Origin of the sequence: Nonomuraea sp. NPDC050691 (assembly GCF_040654455.1) — a bacterium.
GTDB lineage: Bacteria > Actinomycetota > Actinomycetes > Streptosporangiales > Streptosporangiaceae > Nonomuraea.
The window spans coordinates 1-18,445 of sequence record NZ_JBFAIA010000160.1 but is presented as its reverse complement, the minus strand read 5'-3'; the positions used below and the strand labels follow the sequence as shown (position 1 = coordinate 18,445).

At 74.5% G+C, this 18,445-nt stretch carries 15 protein-coding genes and 2 pseudogenes; 10 read left to right on the top strand and 7 right to left on the bottom strand.

The features are described 5' to 3' along the window. Positions 1-548, bottom strand: a pseudogene (locus AB0H81_RS35650) (hypothetical protein); the annotation flags it as partial. A 209-nt stretch (positions 549-757) separates the two neighbouring features. On the opposite strand from AB0H81_RS35650, the gene AB0H81_RS35645 reads away from it, so the two are divergent. Continuing rightward, positions 758-4,225 (top strand): BTAD domain-containing putative transcriptional regulator, encoded by a 3,468-nt coding sequence (locus tag AB0H81_RS35645; RefSeq protein WP_358383859.1) that lies wholly within the window; start codon positions 758-760, stop codon positions 4,223-4,225. A gap of 50 nt (positions 4,226-4,275) precedes the next feature. Here AB0H81_RS35645 and AB0H81_RS35640 read toward each other — a convergent pair whose 3' ends face one another. Continuing rightward, a complete protein-coding gene (locus tag AB0H81_RS35640; RefSeq protein WP_358383856.1) occupies positions 4,276-4,914 on the bottom strand; it encodes a hemerythrin domain-containing protein in 639 nt (212 codons plus the stop codon). Between the two features lie 120 nt (positions 4,915-5,034). Beyond that, positions 5,035-5,937 (bottom strand): annotated as a pseudogene (locus AB0H81_RS35635) (RNA polymerase sigma factor); the annotation flags it as partial. Positions 5,938-6,209: 272 nt separating this feature from the next. On the opposite strand from AB0H81_RS35635, the gene AB0H81_RS35630 reads away from it, so the two are divergent. Next, the gene (locus tag AB0H81_RS35630; RefSeq protein ID WP_358383853.1) at positions 6,210-7,433 is read left to right on the top strand and encodes a cysteine desulfurase-like protein; all 1,224 of its coding nucleotides are present in this window, start codon (positions 6,210-6,212) and stop codon (positions 7,431-7,433) included. Positions 7,434-7,455: 22 nt separating this feature from the next. Here AB0H81_RS35630 and AB0H81_RS35625 read toward each other — a convergent pair whose 3' ends face one another. Further along, positions 7,456-8,289, bottom strand: a complete 834-nt coding sequence (locus AB0H81_RS35625; RefSeq protein WP_358383850.1) for an NAD(P)H-binding protein — start codon at positions 8,287-8,289, stop codon at positions 7,456-7,458. 69 nt (positions 8,290-8,358) lie between these two features. Here AB0H81_RS35625 and AB0H81_RS35620 point away from each other — a divergent pair, with 69 nt between their 5' ends. Further along, positions 8,359-8,823 carry a MarR family transcriptional regulator gene (locus AB0H81_RS35620; protein ID WP_358383847.1) on the top strand — a complete coding sequence of 155 codons (465 nt, stop codon included), beginning with the start codon at positions 8,359-8,361 and terminating at the stop codon, positions 8,821-8,823. Between the two features lie 82 nt (positions 8,824-8,905). Next, positions 8,906-9,877, top strand: a complete 972-nt coding sequence (locus AB0H81_RS35615) for a tyrosine-type recombinase/integrase (protein ID WP_358383845.1) — start codon at positions 8,906-8,908, stop codon at positions 9,875-9,877. Positions 9,878-9,967: 90 nt separating this feature from the next. Here AB0H81_RS35615 and AB0H81_RS35610 read toward each other — a convergent pair whose 3' ends face one another. Beyond that, positions 9,968-10,885 (bottom strand): hypothetical protein, encoded by a 918-nt coding sequence (locus AB0H81_RS35610; RefSeq protein ID WP_358383843.1) that lies wholly within the window; start codon positions 10,883-10,885, stop codon positions 9,968-9,970. Positions 10,886-11,015: 130 nt separating this feature from the next. Between AB0H81_RS35610 and AB0H81_RS35605 the strand changes: the two genes are divergently transcribed. Together AB0H81_RS35605 and AB0H81_RS35600 are read left to right on the top strand one after the other, a co-directional pair. Further along, positions 11,016-11,528, top strand: a complete 513-nt coding sequence (locus tag AB0H81_RS35605; protein ID WP_358383840.1) for a SigE family RNA polymerase sigma factor — start codon at positions 11,016-11,018, stop codon at positions 11,526-11,528. Next, positions 11,515-12,237: a hypothetical protein gene (locus AB0H81_RS35600; RefSeq protein ID WP_358383837.1), complete on the top strand. Its 723-nt coding sequence runs from the start codon at positions 11,515-11,517 to the stop codon at positions 12,235-12,237. The genes AB0H81_RS35605 and AB0H81_RS35600 overlap by 14 nt, the downstream gene beginning before the upstream one ends. Here AB0H81_RS35600 and AB0H81_RS35595 read toward each other — a convergent pair. Further along, complete coding sequence (locus tag AB0H81_RS35595) at positions 12,234-13,172, bottom strand: AraC family transcriptional regulator (RefSeq protein ID WP_358383834.1); 939 nt, start codon at positions 13,170-13,172, stop codon at positions 12,234-12,236. The genes AB0H81_RS35600 and AB0H81_RS35595 overlap by 4 nt on opposite strands. A 70-nt stretch (positions 13,173-13,242) precedes the next feature. Here AB0H81_RS35595 and AB0H81_RS35590 point away from each other — a divergent pair, with 70 nt between their 5' ends. Both AB0H81_RS35590 and AB0H81_RS35585 read left to right on the top strand, forming a co-directional pair. Next, positions 13,243-14,067, top strand: a complete 825-nt coding sequence (locus tag AB0H81_RS35590; RefSeq protein ID WP_358383832.1) for an NmrA family NAD(P)-binding protein — start codon at positions 13,243-13,245, stop codon at positions 14,065-14,067. Beyond that, positions 14,064-14,549: a DUF4440 domain-containing protein gene (locus AB0H81_RS35585; protein ID WP_358383829.1), complete on the top strand. Its 486-nt coding sequence runs from the start codon at positions 14,064-14,066 to the stop codon at positions 14,547-14,549. The genes AB0H81_RS35590 and AB0H81_RS35585 overlap by 4 nt, the downstream gene beginning before the upstream one ends. Here AB0H81_RS35585 and AB0H81_RS35580 read toward each other — a convergent pair. Then, positions 14,535-15,134 (bottom strand): TetR family transcriptional regulator, encoded by a 600-nt coding sequence (locus tag AB0H81_RS35580; protein WP_358383826.1) that lies wholly within the window; start codon positions 15,132-15,134, stop codon positions 14,535-14,537. The two genes, AB0H81_RS35585 and AB0H81_RS35580, sit on opposite strands and share 15 nt — an antisense overlap. Positions 15,135-15,207: 73 nt before the next feature. Here AB0H81_RS35580 and AB0H81_RS35575 point away from each other — a divergent pair, with 73 nt between their 5' ends. After that, complete coding sequence (locus AB0H81_RS35575; protein WP_358383823.1) at positions 15,208-17,268, top strand: ATP-binding domain-containing protein; 2,061 nt, start codon at positions 15,208-15,210, stop codon at positions 17,266-17,268. A gap of 138 nt (positions 17,269-17,406) precedes the next feature. Then, positions 17,407-18,408 (top strand): right-handed parallel beta-helix repeat-containing protein, encoded by a 1,002-nt coding sequence (locus AB0H81_RS35570; protein ID WP_358383821.1) that lies wholly within the window; start codon positions 17,407-17,409, stop codon positions 18,406-18,408. Positions 18,409-18,445: the final 37 nt, after the last annotated feature.

The following is an 18,445-nucleotide window of genomic DNA, read 5'->3' as shown; positions in this document are numbered from 1 at the left end:
GGCGCGGGGTCGGAGGGCGGCGCGGTCACCTCGGGCGCCGCCCGCCACTCCCGCGGGGCCACGTCGAGCCGCCCGCCCGGCCACCACAGCACGCGCAGGGGCGTCACCTCGATCCACACCCGCGTCCAGTACCAGGTCTTGCTCCGCATCAGCAGCCACGACGTCGTGGTGAAGGCTCGCGGGAACTTGGCGGCGGCCGCGCGCAGGTAGCGGTCGGTGTTGGCCTGCAGGTCGGCGTCGCGCACGGCGGCCAGCCCCTGAACGAGGGCGACCGGCGCGTCCGGGATGCCGCAGCCCGTGGGGTCGGAGAACAGCAGCGCGACGCGCGGGTCGCGCCTGGCCCGCTCCGCCTTGGCGGGGTAGGTCAGGCCGGTGGTGACGTCGAGCGTGCGGCCGCCGTCGCCGACGAAGGGGACGACGGGCCAGGTGACGGGCACTCCGGCGCGGGTGAGCGAGGCGTACTCACAGGTGATCGAGCGTTCGAACAGGCTGGCCAGCTCGCGCGGCCACGCGCTCCGCCTGTCCTGACCGGTCGGTGTCCGGGTCATTGCTACCGCCCCCTTGGCGTGTGCCGTTCCGTGGATGACTGATGCGCCCAGGGTGCGGGACGTCACTTGGCCCCCGGTTGGACTGGTTCCCAGGGGTTCGCGCCAACCACCGGCCAAGCGCCTCTTCAGTGAGAAACAGGCCTATGGCCCCCTATCCCGTCATGGGAGGATGACGCTCGCACGTGGGGACGGGGACAGAAACGGGTGCCATGCTTCAGCTGCACATCCTTGGACCGCTCCAGATCACCCTCGGCGGCCGTCCCGTCGATCTCGGGCCGGCGCGGCAGCGCGCGGTGCTCGCGCGCCTGGTGGCCGAGGGCGGTCAGGTGGTGTCCACCGACCGGTTCATCGAGGACCTGTGGCAGGGGCAGCCGCCGCCCAAGGCGCTGGCCGCGCTCCAGGTCTACATCTCCAACCTGCGCCGCCTGCTGGAGCCGGGCCGGCCGCCGCGCGCCCCGGCCACGGTGATCGTGAGCACCCTGCCCGGCTACCGGTTGTGCCTGCCGGAAGGGGCGGTGGACGCCTGGCGGCTGCCCGGCCTGGTGGAAGCGGCCGGCGCGGCCCTGAAACGCGGCGCGGCGGCGGACGCGCACCGCCTGCTGGACGAGGCGCTGCGGTGGTGGACCGGGACGGCGTACGGGGAGTTCCCCGACGGGTGGGCGTCCGCGGAGGCGGGGCGGCTGGCCGAGCTGCGGCTGATCGCGACCGAGTACCGCGCCGAGGCCGCGCTCATGCTCGGCCGCCACGTCGACGCGGTGCCCGAGTTACGGCTGCACGCCGAGGCCCATCCGCTGCGGGAGAACGCCGTGGGGCTGCTGGCCCTGGCGCTGTACCGGTCGGGCAGCCAGGCCGAGGCGCTGGCGGTGCTGCGGCGGGCCCGCGAGCACCTTGCCGAGGAACTGGGTGTCGATCCCGGCCCCGCGCTGCGCGCGCTGGAACAGGACATCCTGCGGCAGTCGCCGTCGCTGCGGGCGCCCCTGGTGAACGACGACGGGCCGGGTCGGCTTCTTCCGCACGCGGGGACGGCAGACGAGCATGAAGCGGCACGACGGACCGGGCATGAGACGACCGGCCCGGGGCGCGAGGGAAGCGGCCGGGAGCGCGGGCAAGGCCGCCAGCAGCGCGAGGCGACCCCCCAGGAGTACGGGGCGGGCGGGCGTGAGCGTGGGCTGGTGGGGCGGGAGCGGGAGCTGGCGGCTCTGCGGGAGGAGGCGGAGCGCCCGGGGCGCCGGATGGTCTGGCTGGCGGGCGAGCCGGGCGCCGGGAAGAGCACCCTCGCTGAGGCGTTCGCGGCGGAGCTCGCCGGCCGCGGCCGGCGGGTGGCGTTCGGGCGCTGCCCGGAGATCGACGGGGACGCGCCGCCCGCGTGGGCGTGGAGCGAGATCGTCCGGGGCCTGGCCGCCGTGCGCCCGCCCGGTGACGAGGCCGGGCTGGCGCCGCTGCTGCGGGACGGCGTCGCGATACCGAACCAGTTCCGCCTCGCCCGCGCCGTGGCCGAATACCTCGCGGCGTGCGCGCCCCTGCTGGTGGTGCTGGACGACGCGCACCGCGCCGACGGCGAGACCCTGCACCTGCTGCGGCACCTGCCGGACACCGCCGACCTCCTGGTGGTGGCCACGTACCGGCCGGCGGAGGTCACCGAGGACCTGGCCGCCACGCTTGCCGCGCTCGCGGGGGCGGGTCGCCACGTGGACCTCGGCGGGCTGGAGGAGCCCGCGGTCGCCGCCCTGCTGCGGCTCCACAGCGAACGCGACCTCGACCCGGCCGCCGTGCGCGCCATCGCCGAGCGCACGCAGGGCAACCCGTTGTTCGTGTGCGAGATCGCCCGGCTGATCTCCTCGGAGGGACCGGCCGCCGCGCGGGCGCTGCCGCCGGGCGTGCGGGACCTGATCCGGCGCCGCGTCGCCCGGCTGCCCGCCACCGCGCGGACCGTGCTGCGCAACGCCGCCGTCGTGGGACGGGAGGCGGACGTGGAGGTGCTGATCGCGCTGCACGACGGCGAAGAGGACACCGTCTTCGACGGCCTGGAGGCCGGGGTCATCACCGGGCTGCTCACCGAACCGGGACCGGGCCGGGTGCGGTTCGCGCACGTGCTGGTGCGCGAGGTGCTGTACGAGGACACGGCCCGGATCCGGCGCACCCGGCTGCACGGGCGGGTGGTCGCCGCCCTGGAGCGGGTTCGGCCGGGTGACGTGGCGGCCCTGGCCCATCACGCGCTGGAGGCCGCCTCGCCGGACGCGGTCCGGTACGCCCGGGCGGCGGCCGTTCAGGCGTCGGGCCTGCACGCGCACCGGGAGGCGGCGGCCCTGTGGCGGGCGGCGCTGGAGTTCGCCACCGGCGACGAGGCGCGGCTGGAGCTGCTGTGCGGGCTGGTGTCGGCGCTCGGGCACGCCGGGGACGTGATCGGCGCCCTGGCCGCCAGGACCGCCGCGGTCGAGGCGGCCCACGCGATCAGCCGCGCCGCCGGGACGACTTCCGGGAAGGCGACGGCTCCCGGGGAGACGACGAATCCCGGAAAGGTGACGTCACCCGGGGAGACGGCAGCTCCCCGCCGGGGCGCGGAAGACGGTCCGAGTCCGCTCCACAGGGCGCTGACCTCGTACGACGCGCCCGTGATCTGGACGATCCAGGTGGACGGCCGCTGCGACGAGGAGTTCGTCGCCGCCCTGGAACGCGAGCTGGCCACCGGCCCCGGCGACGAGGCGCGCTGCCGGCTGCTCGCGGCGCTGGTGTTCGCGCTGGAGGGGCACGACGACGCGCGGGTGGACGCCGCCGGGGCGGAGGCGGTGGCCGTGGCCCGCCGGTCGGGACGCCCCGACCTGCTCTGCCTGGCGCTCAACGCCCGCTACTTCGCGGTGCTGGCCCCCGAGCGGCGCGCCGAGCTGGAGGCCGTGGGCGCCGAGCTGCTGGAACTGGGGCGCGCGCACCGCCTCGTCGGGTATCTCACGCTCGGGCACGGCGCGCTGCTCATGGCCGCGCTCGGCCACAACGACCTGGAGGCCGCCGCGCGGCACGCCGACCGGGGCGTGGAGGTGTCGACCAGCGGCCAGCTCGGCCTGTCGCTGGCCATCCTCACCCTCTTCGGAGGGCTGCGGAAACTGGTCGAAGGCGACTTCGACGCCGCCGAGGCCGTGTACGACGGCCTGGCCCGGCAGATGGCCGAGCGCGGCGCGGCCAACGCGGAGGCCATGGGCGTGCTCGGGAGGTTCGTGGTGCGGCTGGCCCGCGGCGACGTGCGGGCGTCCGTTCCCGAGCTGGCCCTGCTCGCCGAACGGACGCGGAACGAGGCCACCCGGGAGCTGTACGCCGGGGCGCTGGCCGCGTCCGGGGACCTGGACGCCGCCCGCCGGGTCTGGCGGCCCGGGGTCGCCCGTCCGCGCGACTACTACTGGCTGCTGTGGGAGACGCTGCACGCCCAGACCGCCGTCACGCTGGAGCACCGGGAGGCGGCCGAGCGGTGCTACCGGAACCTGCTGCCCTGGGACGGCGAGCTGGGCGGGATGCACAGCGGCTCCATCACGCTGGGGCCGGTCGCGCTCACGCTGGGGGATCTGGCCGGGCTGCTGGGGCTGGGCACCGCCCGCGACCACTACGCGCTGGCCGTCCAGGTCGCCGGACGGGTCGGCGCGCCGCACTGGGAGCGGCAGGCCCGCGACCGGCTGGACGGCCTGTCCTGACGCCTCAGGCCGCCTGTGTCCCGATGCCTGAGGCGGCCCGTCCTCACGGCTCAGGCGGCGGCCCCGAAGATGAGCCGCTGGCGGCGCCGGTGCCCCCGGCGGGTGAGGGTGAGCATGAGCGCGAGCACCGGGCCGGCCAGCCTGCGCAGCTCGGCCAGCTCCTCCGCCCGCGCGTGCTGGCCGATCCTGGGCAGGTCGAAGCCGATGTCGCCGCCCTTGCGCACGGCGTTCTCGACCTCCTGCCAGTCCTCCTCGGACACGTGGGCGGCGATGACCGGGAAGAGCAGCCGCTCCTCCTCCTCGATGTGCTCGTCGAGCAGGTCGGCGAGCGCGCCCAGGTTCTTGGCCAGGCGGATCGCGGCCGGCGGGTCGTCGCGGAACGCGCCGGCGTCGCGGATGACCTCGTCCAGCAGCGGGTCGAGCTGCGTGTGGTCGTCGGTCAGGTCGCTCAGGTCCACCTCGGCGCCGGCCGACCGGACGATGACCGGCCACAGGACGTCGTCCTCGGCGCGGTGGTGATGGTGGATCCCGGCGCACAGCCGGGTGACGAACGTGCCGATCGCCTCCCGCCGGGCGGGTCCGGCGTCCTGCCTGCCGTTGACGATGTCGTTCATGAGCACGGCCAGGCGGCGCGTGTCACCGCGCATGGCGCGGTGGGCGATGCGGATGCCGAGCAGGTTGGGTGCCATCTGATCTCCTCGATCGGTGATGACGCCCAGCCTGGGCCCGGACTCTTGGCCCCCGCTTGGTGACCGCTTGGCCGGCCTCGCGGGGGCGGGTCAGGGGGACGGGTCGTTGGAGGTGGCGGGTCAGGTGAGGTAGTCGCGCAGGGCGCGGGCCCGCGACGGGTGGCGGAGCTTCGACATCGTCTTGGCTTCGATCTGGCGGATCCGTTCCCGGGTGACGCCGTAGACGCGGCCGATCTCGTCCAGCGTCATCGGCTTGCCGTCGACCAGGCCGTACCGCATCGAGATCACGCCGGCCTCGCGCTCGCTCAGCTCGTCGAGCAGGTCGCGCAGTTGCTGCTGCAGCAGCGTGAACGACACGGCGTCGGCCGGCGAGACCGCCTCGGTGTCCTCGATGAGGTCGCCGAACTCGCTCTCCCCCGCCTCGCCGAGCGGCGTGTGCAGGGAGATGGGCTCGCGTCCGTACGCCTGGACCTCGGCCACCCGTTCGGCGGGCAGGTCGGTCTCGGCGGCGATCTCCTCGGGCGTGGGCTCGCGGCCCAGGTCGGCCTGGAGGCGGCGCTGTGCCCGGGCCACCTTGTTGATCAGCTCGACCATGTGGACGGGGATGCGGATCGTGCGGGCCTGGTCGGCCATGGCACGGGTGATGGCCTGCTTGATCCACCAGGTGGCGTAGGTGGAGAACTTGAAGCCCAGCCGGTAGTCGAACTTCTCGATCGTCCGGATGAGCCCGAGGTTGCCCTCCTGGATGAGGTCGAGGAAGAGCATGCCGCGCCCGGTGTAGCGCTTGGCGATGGAGACCACGAGCCGCAGGTTGGCCTCCAGCATGCGCTGCTTGGCGCGGGCGCCGTCGGCGGCTATCAGTTCGAGGTCGGCGCGCAGGTCGGCGGGCAGCCCGTGCTCGGTGTCGAGGCGCTCGCGGGCGAACAGGCCCGCCTCGATGCGCTTGGCCAGGTCGATCTCCTGCTCGGCGGACAGCAGCGGCACGCGCCCGATCGCCGACAGATACGTCTTGACGGAGTCGGCGCCGACCGCTGGAGAGTCGGCGGCTCCGTCGTCCAGTTCGAGAACCTCTGCTGCTTGGGACACGACAACTCTCCTCGCTACAGGCAGGTCACCACCGTCCACGCTACCCAACCGTGCCCGGTGCGCGGGCCGCCCCGAAGGCCGCTCGGGCCCTGGTGCGGCGGGTGGCCGACCTCCTGTCTACCTTCCCCCGTGAACGCGCTTCGCACCCGGCCCCCACTCGGGACGTAAGTGGACGATTGAGGATTCATGACGACGAGCATCACCCTTTCATGCGCTTTCCGCACGAAAAGGTCCGTGCCTCCTATCCCGCCCTGTCCGACGGCCACGCCTACCTCGACGGCGCGGCCGGCACCCAGACCCCGCAGGCCGTCATCGACGCCATCGCCGGCGCCTACCGCTCGGGCATCGGCAACGTCGGCGGCGCCTTCCCCGCCAGCCACCGCTCCGACGCCGTCGTGGCGGAGTGCCGGTCCGCCGTGGCCGACCTGGTCGGCGGCCGGCCCGAGGGCGTGATCCTCGGGCCCAACATGACGACGCTGACGTACCGGATCGCCATGACCCTCGCCAAGGACTGGGGGCCGGCGGACGAGGTGGTGCTCTCGCGGCTCGACCACGACGCCAACGTCCGCCCGTGGACCCAGACCGGCGCGACCGTCCGGTGGGCGGAGGTGGACCCGGTGACCGGCGAGCTGCCGGTGGAGCAGTACCGGGAGCTCGTCGGCGAACGGACGCGGCTCGTGGCGGTGACCGCGGCGAGCAACGTACTGGGCACGCGCCCGGACGTGGCGGCGATCTGCGAGGTGGCCCACGCGGCGGGGGCGCTGACGTACGTGGACGGGGTGCACGCGACCGCGCACGGCCCCGCCGACATGCGGGCGCTGGGCGCCGACTTCTACGCGACCAGCGCCTACAAGTGGTCCGGGCCGCACGTCGGGGCGGTGGTGGCCGACCCGGCGCTGCTGGAGCGGCTGCGGCCGGACAAGCTCGCCTCGTCGCCGGACACGGTGCCGGAGCGGTTCGAGCGGGGCACGGCGGCCTTCGCCGACCTGGCGGGGGTGACGGCCGCCGTCGGCCATCTGGCCGCGATGGTGCCGGGGACGGGCTCGCGCCGCGAACGGCTGCTCGCCTCGATGGGCGCCGCGGAGGCGTACGAGCTGGAGCTGTTCGCGGTGCTGCTGGCCGGGCTGGAGGCGATGCCGCACGTCACCCTGTACGGCAAGGCGGCCCGGCGGACGGCGACGGCGTACTTCACGGTGGTCGGCCTGACGCCGCGTCAGGTGGCCGAGCACCTGGCCGGGCGTGGGGTGAACGTGTGGAACGGCCACAACTACGCCTGGGAGCTGACCGGCGCGCTCGGCATCCGGGACGCGGGGAGCGCGGTGCGGGCGGGGCTGGTCCACTACAACGACCGCTCGGACGTGGACCGGCTCCTGGAGGGGGTCGCCGGCCTGCGCGCCGGCCGACTCCCGCACGAGCCGGCCCGCGCCGGCTGACATCGGCTCGGCGGGGCGGGCGTCAGCTCGCGGGGGCGAAGTCGGCGGCGTGCTCGCGGGCCCAGGTCTCGAAGTCGCGGGCGGGCCGGCCGGTCAGCCGCTCGACCGTGTCGGTGATCTCCACGGGCTTGTCGACGCAGGAGCTCCAGTAGTCGAGCAGAGCGTCGGCGAAGCCGGCGTTCATGTACGCGGACATGTCCTCCTTCCACTGCTCGCGGCTGACCTGCCGGATCTCGACGGGCCGCCCGAGGACGTCGCCCAGGACAGCGAGCTGCTCGGCGAAGGTGACCGAGCGGGGCCCGGTGAGCGTGTGGGCCTCGCCGTGCTCTCCGCCCGAGGTCAGCACGGCGAGCGCGACGGCGGCGACGTCGGCGGCGTGGATGGGGTCGTTGTGCGCGTCCGGGTACGGCAGCGCGACCGGCTCGCCGGCCTTGATCGCCCAGGACCAGGCGAGCGCGTTGGAGGAGAACGAGCCGGGCCGCAGCAGCGTGACGCGGACCGGGCCGGCGAGCAGGGCGCGCTCGGCGTCCAGGTGCGAGGCGGCCAGGGGGTTGTCGGCGGCGTCGGGGTTGAGCACCGCGGCCGAGGACAGCAGCACGATGTGCTCGACCCCGGCCTCGGCGGCCTCCCGGGCGAAGGCGTCGGCGTGGGCGGCGTTGGCGTACAGGAAGACCGAGGTGACGCCCTTGAGGGCGGGCGCGAACGTGGCGGGGTCGTTCAGGTCGCACACCACGCGGTCCGGCAGGCCGGGGGCGGGGGCGGCGGAGGCCTCGCGGACCTCGGCGCCGCGCTCGCGCAGGAGCGCGGTGAGGTGGCGGGCGACGGCGCCACGCGCGCCGGTGACGAGAATGGTCATGATTCCTTCTATAGACTTGTTCGTGACGCATATATTGCGTGACACACATGATTTGGGCTGGGAGAGGTCATGTCAAATCGGCACGCGCTGTTGGAGCGGATCATCGCGGAGAGCCAGCGGCACTACGCCGCGTACGTGCTGTTCAACCAGGCCATGGCCGACCGGCTCGGGCTCCACCCCACCGACCTGCAGTGCGTGGCCCTGCTGAACCTGGAGAAGGGGCCGGTCAGCACCGGCCACATCGCGCGGCTCACCGGCCTGACGCCCGGCTCGGCCTCCCGCCTGGTGGACCGGCTGGAGAAGGCGGGCCTGGCGGTGCGCGAGGCCGACCCGGAGGACCGCAGACGGTCGCTGGTGTCGCTGACGCCGGGCATGAGCGAGCGGATCGGGCAGGCGTGGGAGACGCCGGGCACGGCGTACGGGGAGGTGCTGCGCTCCTACACGGACGCCGAGCTGGAGCTCATCGCCGACTACCTGCGGCGGGCCACCCAGGTGGGGCTCGACCAGGCCGAGCGCCTCACCGCCGGAGGTTGAGCTCATCAGGACGGGCGCTCGCCGCCAGGCGTCGAGCTCGACCACGGCAGGCGCTCGCCGCCGGACGGTTAAGATCGGCGGCGTGAGCCTGCCAGCCGTGCCCGACCTCGGGGCCCCGCCCGTCGAGCCGGCGCGCGACCCGTACCACGTCTACCTCGACTCGCTCACCAGCCCCGAGTCCCGCCGCTCGATGCGCGGCTGCCTCGACCGGCTCGCCCGGCTGCTCACCGGCGACGAGAGCGCCACGGGCGCGGGCCAGCCGTGGCACCTGCTGCGCTACGAGCACACGGTCCGCATCCGCACGATGCTGACCGACCAGGGCTGGTCGGCGGCGTACGTCAACAAGCACCTGGTCGCCCTGCGCCGGGTGCTGAAGGAGTCGTGGCGGCTCGGCCAGACCAGCGCCGAGGACTACGCCCGCGCCTCCGACCTCGCCCCGGTACGCCAGAGCCGCCTGCCCACCGGCCAGCACGTGCCGCCGGAGGTGGTGGGCGCGGCCCTGGCCGCCTGCGACGACTCGCCCGCCGGGGTGCGCGACGCGGCGCTCATCGCGGTGCTGTACTCGACGGGCTGCCGCCGCGCCGAGGTCGGCGGGCTCACGCTGGCCGACTACGACCCGGGCGGCCGCTCGCTGCGGGTGCGCGGCAAGCGCGACAAGGAACGCCTGGTGTACCTGACGGCCGACGCCATCGGGCTGGTGGAGCGGTGGCTGGCGCTGCGGGGCGGCGCGCCGGGGGCACTGTTCAGCCCGATCAGCAAGGCGGGCCGCGTCCGCACGCGCGACGGCCGCCCGGCAGGGCTGACGGGACAGGGCATCGCCGACATCCTGACCCGCCGGTTCGGCCAGGCGGGGGCGTCACGGCGCACGGCGCACGACTTCCGTCGCACGTTCATCGGCGAGCTGCTGGACGCGGGCGTGGACCTCGCGACGGCCCAGGCGCTCGTCGGCCACTCCTCGCCCGCCACGACGGCCCGCTACGACCGCCGCCCGGAGCGCACCCGCCGCGAGGCCGTCGACCGCCTCCGCCTCCCGGCCCCGCGCCCGCTGTCCTGACGTCTGAGGACCGGGCGGGCGGCCGGTACGGGCCGGGAACGCGACCGGACCGGCGGCCCAGGGCCCGTCCCCGTCCCGCGTGACTCGCCGCTACGGCAGGGCGGGCACGGCCGGCCCGGCGTCGGTCCAGCCGACCTGGAGCATGGTCCGGGTGCCGGTGTTCTCCAGGAACGGCTTGCCGTCGATCGTGGCCTTCACGTCCTCGGCCAGCATGAGCATCGTGCCGGTGTCGACGATGAATTTGCTCCTGACCACGATGTCGTCCTTACGCGGGGTCTCCGGAGGGTCGATCGACAGGACCGTGCCGGTCCGGCCTACGCTGTCCTTCGCCGTTCCCTTCACGCGGACGCCGGGCATGGTCTGCAACGCCCGGTAGGCCGCGGCGCGGACCTCCTTCGGCACCGGGAACTCGTGGAGCAGGTCCGTCAGCGCCCCGGTGACGAAGCCGTCCACGGCCGTCTCCTTGACGGGTTGGACCCGCGTGGCCCGCGTGAGCCAGGACTTCAGGCCCTCCGGGTCCGCGGGCAGCCGCTGCAGCTCGTCGTAGGTCAGCCGCTGCATCGCCAGCACGAACGCGCCGACACCCCGTTCAGGCCCGACACTGCCCTTGTTCGGCCGGGCGGACAGCGACAGAGGCCGGCCGTCGGCCGTGCGGGTCCACTTGGTCGGCGAGCCGTCGCGGCGCCACGCCTCCCGGTCCGCCGCGCTCTTGGGGTACGCCCCCGGCCTGCGGGATCCGACCCAGGATCTGCCGTCAGGCGTGGACCAGCGTTCGAGCACGAGCGGCTCCTCCACCCAGTAGCGATGCGACCCGCTGCCGAGCCGCCGGGGACTGGTCTCCTTCCACAGCTCCCGCGTGTGCCAGTACGCGCCTCCAGGGGGAGCCGACGCGACGCCCGTGAGCCGCATCTCCGGCGCCTTCCCCGCACTGGGCACGCCCAGCAGAACGGTGGCGCCCACCGCCGCCAGGGCGATCAGCGGACGGACCGGTACGGACCCGAACTTCATGTGCTTCCTCCAGACATGCCGAACAACGCCCCCCAATACGCTCGAGCGCCGCACAAGGTTGCCCGCGACACCAAGGCAACCCCTCGAGCGGCCGAGGCGTATCAGGAGGCGTGAAATTGGACAGACAGCCGTGAGCGGCACCGACCAAGACTTCAGCGCCTTCGTGGCCGCACGCGCCACGAGCCTGCTCAGGGTCGCCTATCTCGCCTGCGGGGATCAGGCGGAGGCGGAGGACCTGCTGCAGACCGCACTGGAGCGCACCTATCGGAACTGGCACCGGGTGCGGCACGACAGCCCCGAACCCTACGTGCGCCGCGTCATCGTCAACGCCGCCATCAGCCGGGCCCGCCGCCGGGCGATCCTGCGCATCGTCCCGACGCGCACCCTGCCGGAGGCACCGGCCCGCTCGGCCGACGCCGACCTGCGCAACGTGCTCATGGACGCGTTACGCGGCCTGCCTCCCCGGCAGCGCGCGGTGGTCGTCCTGCGCTACTGGGAGGACCTCAGCGAGGCCCAGACCGCTGAGGTGCTCGGCTGCACGGTCGGCACGGTGAAGAGCCAGGCGTCGAAGGCGCTGGGCAAGCTGCGTACGGCGCTCGGAGAGACGTCCGTGGAAGGAGTGATCGGCAATGCCCGCGCTTGAGGACCGGCTCCATCGGATCATGGCGGACGAGACCGCGCGGCTGCACGCCGCGCCCGACCTGGCGGAACGGGTCGTCCGGTCCGCCCGGCGGAAGAGGATGCGGGGCCGGATCGCGGCCCTGACCGGCGCGCTGGCCGTCGCCGTGTCGGCCCCCCTCTACGTGACGACGGCGACGGGCTCGGCGCCGATGCCCGTCCCCTCCGAGACGCCGAGCCCGCCCGCCATCGACGACTCCCCGCCCGTGCGGTCCGATCCCCCGGACTTCGGGGACCTGGGCGACGGGAAGGCGTTCGGTCACGTCAAGGTGGGCTACCTGCCCCCACGTCTCCAGTGGGCCCACTGGTCCCTGAACTACGGCGACGCCTACACGACCTCGTGGAACTACGACGGCGACAAGAAGGGCTTCTACTGCGTCCAGATCTTCGTGTACGAGAACAAGGCCGTCCAGGAGGTGGACGACAGCGTCCAGGGGCATCGCGCCGAAGGGGAGGGCGAAGAGGTGACGGTCGGCGACCGGACCGGCTACGCGGTCGTCGAGAACGTCGGCGAGGACGGCGGGAAGGGCACCCCCACGCTCTACCTCACCATGAGTGAGCGGCGGCGGGCGCGGATCATGTTCAGCCCCGCCTACGCCGAGGACCTGGGCGGCGCCGAGGCCGTCGGCCGCGAGCTGAGGAGGATCGCCGAGGGACTCACCGCCGACGACTAGACGAGCTGGTTGGGGGCGCGGCGGCGGTGGCCGCCCGGCGTGGTGCCGTACCACTGCCGGAACGCCAGGTGGAAGCCCACCACCGACCCGTAGCCGACGCGCCGGGCGATGGCGTCGTGCGGCAGCGCGGTCTCCTCCAGCAGCCGCGCCGCCTCCTGCATCCGGCGCGCCGTGAGGTGCCGCATCGGCGCCTCGCCCACCAGCCGCCGGAACGTGGCCGCGAACGCCGAGCGCGACATGCCCGCCTCGGCGGCCAGCGTCTCGACCGTCCACGGCTCGCCGAACCTGGTCTGCACGGCCAGCAGCGCCGCCCCGACGGCCGGGTGCCGCAGCGCCCGCAGCACGGGGCGGCCGGCGGACGTCCCGTCGCCGAGCGCGGCCCGCAGCGCCAGCACGAAGACCAGCTCGAACGCGCGCAACGCCACGAGGGCCTGCCCGGGCTCGTCCTGGTCCCACTCCCCGCCGAGGCCGTCCAGGGTGCCGCTGAGCAGCGGCTGCCCGGCCAGCGTCGCCCGGTCGAGCACGAGCACGTCCGGGAGCGCCCGATACAGCGGCGAGGCGGCCGCGGCGTCGTAGTGCAGGCCGCCGCACAGGATGACCGTCTCCGCGCCGGGCCCGTCGATCCGCAGCGTGCGGGCCGCGCCGGGCGAACGCGCGGGCAGCACGCTCTCCAGCGGCACGGTGGCCCGGCCGGGCTCGTCGGCCAGCCGGTGGGCGCTGCCGTGCGGGAACACCGCGAGGTCGCCGGCCCGCAGCCGAACCGGCTCGTGGCCGGGCAGCTCGACCGCGCACGCGCCGGCCTGCACGTAGTGGATCAGGGCGCAGCTCTCCCGCTCCCCGGCCACACCCCACGGGGCATGCACCGACCAGCGGCTGTGGAAGACGCCGCGCAGCCGCAGCGGGGCGAGCAGCTCGCTCAGCAGGTCACCGTCCACGGACGATCCTTAACCTCAACCGGATCCGCCTTTATGGATCGTACCGGTCACAGAGTGGAAGCTGGGCGACATGAGAATTCTGGTCATCGGAGCGGGGGGCGCGCAGGGCGGCGCCGTGGCGCGGCGCCTGGCCGCCGAGGGGCACGCGGTGCGCGGGCTGTCGCGCACGGGCTCGGCGCCGGAGGGGGTGGAGCCGTTCGCGGCCGACCTGGGCGACGCGGTGCGGGTCGAGGAGGCGTTCTCCGGGGTGACGCACGTGTCGGTGACGTTGCCGCTGGTGTTCGAGGCCGAGGCCGTCGAGGCGTACGTCCGCAACATCCTGGACGCGGCGTCGGGGGTGGGGGTGCGGCGGCTGGTGCTGAACACCGGCAACCGGCTGCCGGGGCGGGCCACGGGGGTCGCGGCGTTCGACACGCGAAGGGAGGCGGCCGCGGCGGTGCTGGCGTCCGGGGTGCCGTCGGTGGTGCTCAGCCCGCCGCTGTACCTGGAGAACCTGGCGGCGCCGGGGGTGCTGGAGGCGGGCGTGCTGCGCTACCCGTTGCCCGGTGACGTGCCGGTGTCCTGGCTGAGCCACGCCGACCTGGCCGCCGCCACGTCGGCCGCGCTGCTGGGCGACGGCTCCGAGGGGGCGACGGTGACGGCCGGACGGCCGCCGGTCACGGGGGTGGAGCTGGCCGCCGCCGTGGGAGCTCGGTACGAGGAGCTGGACGTGGCGGCGTTCGAGGCGGGGCTGTCGGCGGTGCTGGGCGCCGGGGCGGCGGCCGGGGTCGCGGACACCTACCGCTGGATCGCCGCGCACGGCCGCGACCTGTACGCCGAGGGGTCGCGAGACTCGGCCGGGGTGACGCCACCGCGCGAGTGGCTCGCCGCCCAGCCGTGGGCGGCGGCCCGATGACGCGGCCCGGCGTGGACGGCGTGGACGGCGTGGACGGGGCGGACCCGGTGCGGGCCGAGCAGGTGCAGGCTGAGCAGGCGGCGCTGGAGGGCGCGGTGCGGGCCGAGGTGGTGCGGCATCACGAGGTCATCGGGCGCTGGCTGGCGGGGACGGCGCCGCGCGAGGCGTTCGGGACCTTCGCCGGCGCCCACGCCCCCGGGTTCACCCTTGCGGCCCCGGACGGGCGGCTGCTGTCGCGCGCCGAGGTCCTGGCGGAGGTCGAGGCCGTGTACGGGCGCGTCCCCGGAGCGCGGATCGAGATCCGCCACGTCACCGTGGTCGCCGCCTCCGGGGCCCTGGTGGTGGCCGCGTACGAGGAGTGGCAGCACGGCGAGGGCCGGCGCTCGACGGTCGTGTTCGAACGCGGGCCCTCCGATCGCCTGAGCTGGCTGCACCTGCACGAGACCCTGCTCGGCGCCACCGCGCTCTCAGGCGCCGAGTAGGGCGAAGGCGTGCCCGGCCGCGCTCACCGCTTCCCGTTCGACCTCCTCGATGGGGCGTCCCGCGGCCAGCGCCTCCCAGGAGCGGCGGGCGAGCACGCGCTGCGAGGAGAGCACCTTCCCTGCCAGCAGCTCGGCCGTCAGCCGGTCCATGGTCTCGGCGAGCGCGTCCGCCAGGGCGGCCTCGTCCGCGGCCATGTACTGGAACAGCCGCGCCGCCAGCCCGGGCGTCGAGAAGACGAGCCGGTAGTAGGCCACGACCTGCGGGTGGTCGTTCAGCCCGGTCGTCGGCTCGTGGCGGGCCAGCCCCTCCAGGAAGTGACGGCGCAGCGCCCCGAGGGGGCTCTCCCCCGGCGCCCGCCCGCGCACCACGCGGGCGGCCTCGCCCTGGTGGTCGGCGATGCGGTGCAGGACGAGGTCCTCCTTGGTCGGGAAGTACTTGAACAGCGTGGGCTTGGACACCCGCGCCGCGGCCGCCACCTCGGCGACCGGCACCTCGTCGAAGCCCCGCTCCATGAACAGCGCGATGGCCGCCTCGGAGATCGCCTCGTGGATCCGCTGCCGGTGCTGCTGCCTGAGTCCTGTCATGCGTTCACTCTAGCAAGAAAGTGTTAACCTGGTTAATCTCTTTACCGAGTTAACGCTTTGCGGGAGGGTGATCATGGACGGACAGGACCTGGGCGGGCTGACCGAGGAGCTGCGCCACGTCGAGCGGTGCCGCGCGGGGCTGCGCCGCATGCTCGACGCCGCGCGCGACAACGTGATCGTCGGCGAGAGCGTCGCCGGTGACCGCTACAGCGCCGAACGGCTCGGCCGCCACCTCAAGAGCCTGGCCAAGGAGCTGAGCGAGGAGCCGGAGGGCCCGCCGTTCTTCGGCCGCCTCACCTTCGGCCCGGCCGGGGGCGCTGCGGCGTCCGCCGAGCACGCCGGCCGCACGTACTACATCGGCCGGCGGCACATCCCCGGCGAGCACGGCGGGCCGCCGGTCGTGATCGACTGGCGGGCGCCCGTGGCCCGCTCCTTCTACCGGGCGGGCGCGCGCGACCCGCAGGGCGTGGCGGTGCGCCGCCGGTTCGGCTGGGCGGGCACCATGCTGACCTCGTACGAGGACGAGCGGCTGGGACGCGGCGAGGAGCGCCGCAGCCGCCTGCTGGCGGCCGAGATCGAGCGGCCCCGCGTCGGGCCGATGCGCGACATCGTCGCCACGATCCAGCCCGAGCAGGACGACCTGGTCCGGGCCGGCCTGGACGACTCGATCGCGGTCCAGGGCGCGCCCGGCACCGGCAAGACCGCCGTGGGCCTGCACCGGGCGGCCTACCTGCTGTACGCGCACCGGCAGCGGCTCCAGCGCGGCGGCGTCCTCGTCCTCGGCCCCAACCGCGCCTTCCTCGGCTACATCGCGGCCGTCCTTCCCGCGCTGGGCGAGGTGGACGTCGAGCAGACCACCCTGGACCGGCTCATCGCCTCGGCGCCGGCCCGGGCGGAGGACGGCGGGCGCGCGGCGGCCGTCAAGCACGACGCCCGGATGGCCGCAGTGCTGCGCCGGGCCCTGTACGGGCGGATCACGAAGCCGGTCGAGCCGGTGATGGTGGCCGAGGGGTCCTCCCGGTGGCGGGTGGACGAGGACGAGCTGCGCCGGATCGTGGACGACACGCGGCGGGACGCCCTGCCGTACGGGATCGGGCGGGAGCGGGTGCGGGCCCGGGTGGTGGCGCTGATGCGGCGCCAGGCCGAGGCGCGCGGCCTCAGCACGAACGCCGCCTGGGAGCGCCGCACCGGCCGCGCCCTCGGGCCGTGGCTGGACGGGATCTGGCCGGCGGTGCGGGCCGAGCAGGTGGTGTACGAGGTGCTGTCCGGCCGGTGGACCCGCGCCGGCGGCGGGACGGGCGGGTTGAGCGAGGCCGAGTGGGCGGCCGTCGTCTGGGAGCGGCCCGCGCGCACGTACAAGAGCGCGACGTGGTCGGCGGCCGACCTGGTCCTGATCGACGAGGTCGCCGGGATGCTGGAGCGCCCGCGCGGATACGGCCACGTCATCGTGGACGAGGCGCAGGACCTCTCCCCCATGCAGTGCAGGGCGGTGGCGCGGCGGGCCGAGCACGGCTCGCTCACGGTGCTCGGGGACCTCGCGCAGGGCACCACGCCGTGGGCGGCCCGGTCGTGGCCGGAGCTGATGGCGGCGCTGGGCAGGCCGGAGGCGCGGGTGGTGGAGCTGACGACGGGTTACCGGGTGCCGGCGGCCGTCGTGGAGCTGGCCAACCGGCTGCTGCCCGCCCTGGACGCCGGGGTCCCGGCGACCCGCTCGTACCGCTCGGACGGGCGGCTGCGCGTCACCCGGGTCCCGGGGCTGGAGCGGGGGGTGGCGGCCGCGGCGCGCGAGGCCCTGGAGCTGGAGGGGTCGGTCGGCGTGATCGCCGCCGACGCGGACGCCGAGAGGCTGAAGGCCGCCCTGTGGGACGCCGGGCTCGACGTGGACGGGCGGCTGAGCGTGATCCCGGTCTCGCTGGTCAAGGGACTGGAGTACGACCACGTGGTGCTGGCCGAACCGGCCGCGATCGCCGAGGCGGAGGAGCGGGGGCTCAACCGGCTGTACGTGGCGCTGACGCGCGCGGTCTCCCGGCTGGACGTCGTGCACACCCGGCCCCTGCCGCCGGAGCTGGACGGCTCCGCGGCGGCCTCCGGTGCGGTCGCGCGTGAAAGTTTCTCGACCGCCGGCTCAGCGTGAGCGGCCCCGGCCAGGGCCTATGCCCGCCGTGACAGGTGACGGCCCCTCGCCCTCTTTGACGGAGGAAAGCGCTTTCCTACAGTGACGGTAACCGCTTTCCCGTGACCGCGAGGTCATCTCCTCCAGAGGAGCACAGCGATGGGCACACGAGGACGCACCCCGACACCGACCACGGGCCCCCTGATCGCCTGCCTGGCCGCCGCGGCGGCCGCCGTCACCGCGCTCGCGGCGCCCGCCTCCGCCGTCCCGCAGGCGGACGAGCCGCCCGTCGCCACACCGGCCGCCGAGACCTCGCCCGTCGGCTGGGCGAGCCAGGGCGGCGGCACCACCGGCGGCGGCAGCACGCCCGCGACGACCGTGAACAACTCCTCCGCGCTCAAGACGGCCCTGTCCTCCGGCTCGGCCGCCGTGATCCGGGTCTCCGGGACGATCTCCTGCTCCGGCATGCTCAAGGTGACCTCGAACAAGACCGTCATCGGCAACTCCGGGGCGACGATCGCCGGCTGCGGCTTCAACGTCGCCAGCGCCTCCAACGTGATCATCCGCAACCTCACGTTCCGCGACTGGAACGACGACGGCATCAACGTGCAGTACTCGACCCGGGTGTGGATCGACCACAACTCCTTCAGCAACGGCTACGACGGGGCGGTGGACGTCAAGCGCGCCAGCGACTACGTCACCGTCTCCTGGAACAAGTTCTCCAGCCACGACAAGACCATGCTGCTCGGCCACAGCGACGACAACGGCTCCGAGGACCGCGGCCATCTGCGGGTGACGTACCACCACAACTGGTTCAACGGCACCAACCAGCGGCACCCGCGCGTGCGCTTCGGCAACCCGGTGCACGTCTACAACAACTACTACGGCGGCGTCACCAGCTACGGCGTGGCCTCCACGAAGGAGGCGGGCGTGCTCGTCGAGGGCAACTACTTCGAGAACACCAAGGACCCCTACCACCGCGGTGAGGGCAGCTCGCCCGCCGCCAACCTGGTGGCCCGCAACAACCACTTCGTCAACTCGGGCAGCGGCGACGCGGGCGGCGGCGTCGCCGGGATCCCGTACTCGTACCCGCTCGACGCCGCCTCCAGCGTCAAGTCCATCGTGACCGGCGGCGCGGGAGCCGGCCGGATCAGCATCTGACCGGCAGGGACGACCCGCCCCACGCCCGGCGGCGGCC

What these genes read in the sequence shown, in the direction of transcription:
- AB0H81_RS35645 (WP_358383859.1), top strand. Translation starts at nt 758, where the DNA reads ATGCTTCAGCTGCACATCCTTGGACCGCTCCAGATCACCCTCGGCGGC.
- AB0H81_RS35640 (WP_358383856.1), bottom strand. Translation starts at nt 4,914, where the DNA reads ATGGCACCCAACCTGCTCGGCATCCGCATCGCCCACCGCGCCATGCGC.
- AB0H81_RS35630 (WP_358383853.1), top strand. Translation starts at nt 6,210, where the DNA reads ATGCGCTTTCCGCACGAAAAGGTCCGTGCCTCCTATCCCGCCCTGTCC.
- AB0H81_RS35625 (WP_358383850.1), bottom strand. Translation starts at nt 8,289, where the DNA reads ATGACCATTCTCGTCACCGGCGCGCGTGGCGCCGTCGCCCGCCACCTC.
- AB0H81_RS35620 (WP_358383847.1), top strand. Translation starts at nt 8,359, where the DNA reads ATGTCAAATCGGCACGCGCTGTTGGAGCGGATCATCGCGGAGAGCCAG.
- AB0H81_RS35610 (WP_358383843.1), bottom strand. Translation starts at nt 10,885, where the DNA reads ATGAAGTTCGGGTCCGTACCGGTCCGTCCGCTGATCGCCCTGGCGGCG.
- AB0H81_RS35600 (WP_358383837.1), top strand. Translation starts at nt 11,515, where the DNA reads ATGCCCGCGCTTGAGGACCGGCTCCATCGGATCATGGCGGACGAGACC.
- AB0H81_RS35590 (WP_358383832.1), top strand. Translation starts at nt 13,243, where the DNA reads ATGAGAATTCTGGTCATCGGAGCGGGGGGCGCGCAGGGCGGCGCCGTG.
- AB0H81_RS35585 (WP_358383829.1), top strand. Translation starts at nt 14,064, where the DNA reads ATGACGCGGCCCGGCGTGGACGGCGTGGACGGCGTGGACGGGGCGGAC.
- AB0H81_RS35580 (WP_358383826.1), bottom strand. Translation starts at nt 15,134, where the DNA reads ATGACAGGACTCAGGCAGCAGCACCGGCAGCGGATCCACGAGGCGATC.
- AB0H81_RS35575 (WP_358383823.1), top strand. Translation starts at nt 15,208, where the DNA reads ATGGACGGACAGGACCTGGGCGGGCTGACCGAGGAGCTGCGCCACGTC.
- AB0H81_RS35570 (WP_358383821.1), top strand. Translation starts at nt 17,407, where the DNA reads ATGGGCACACGAGGACGCACCCCGACACCGACCACGGGCCCCCTGATC.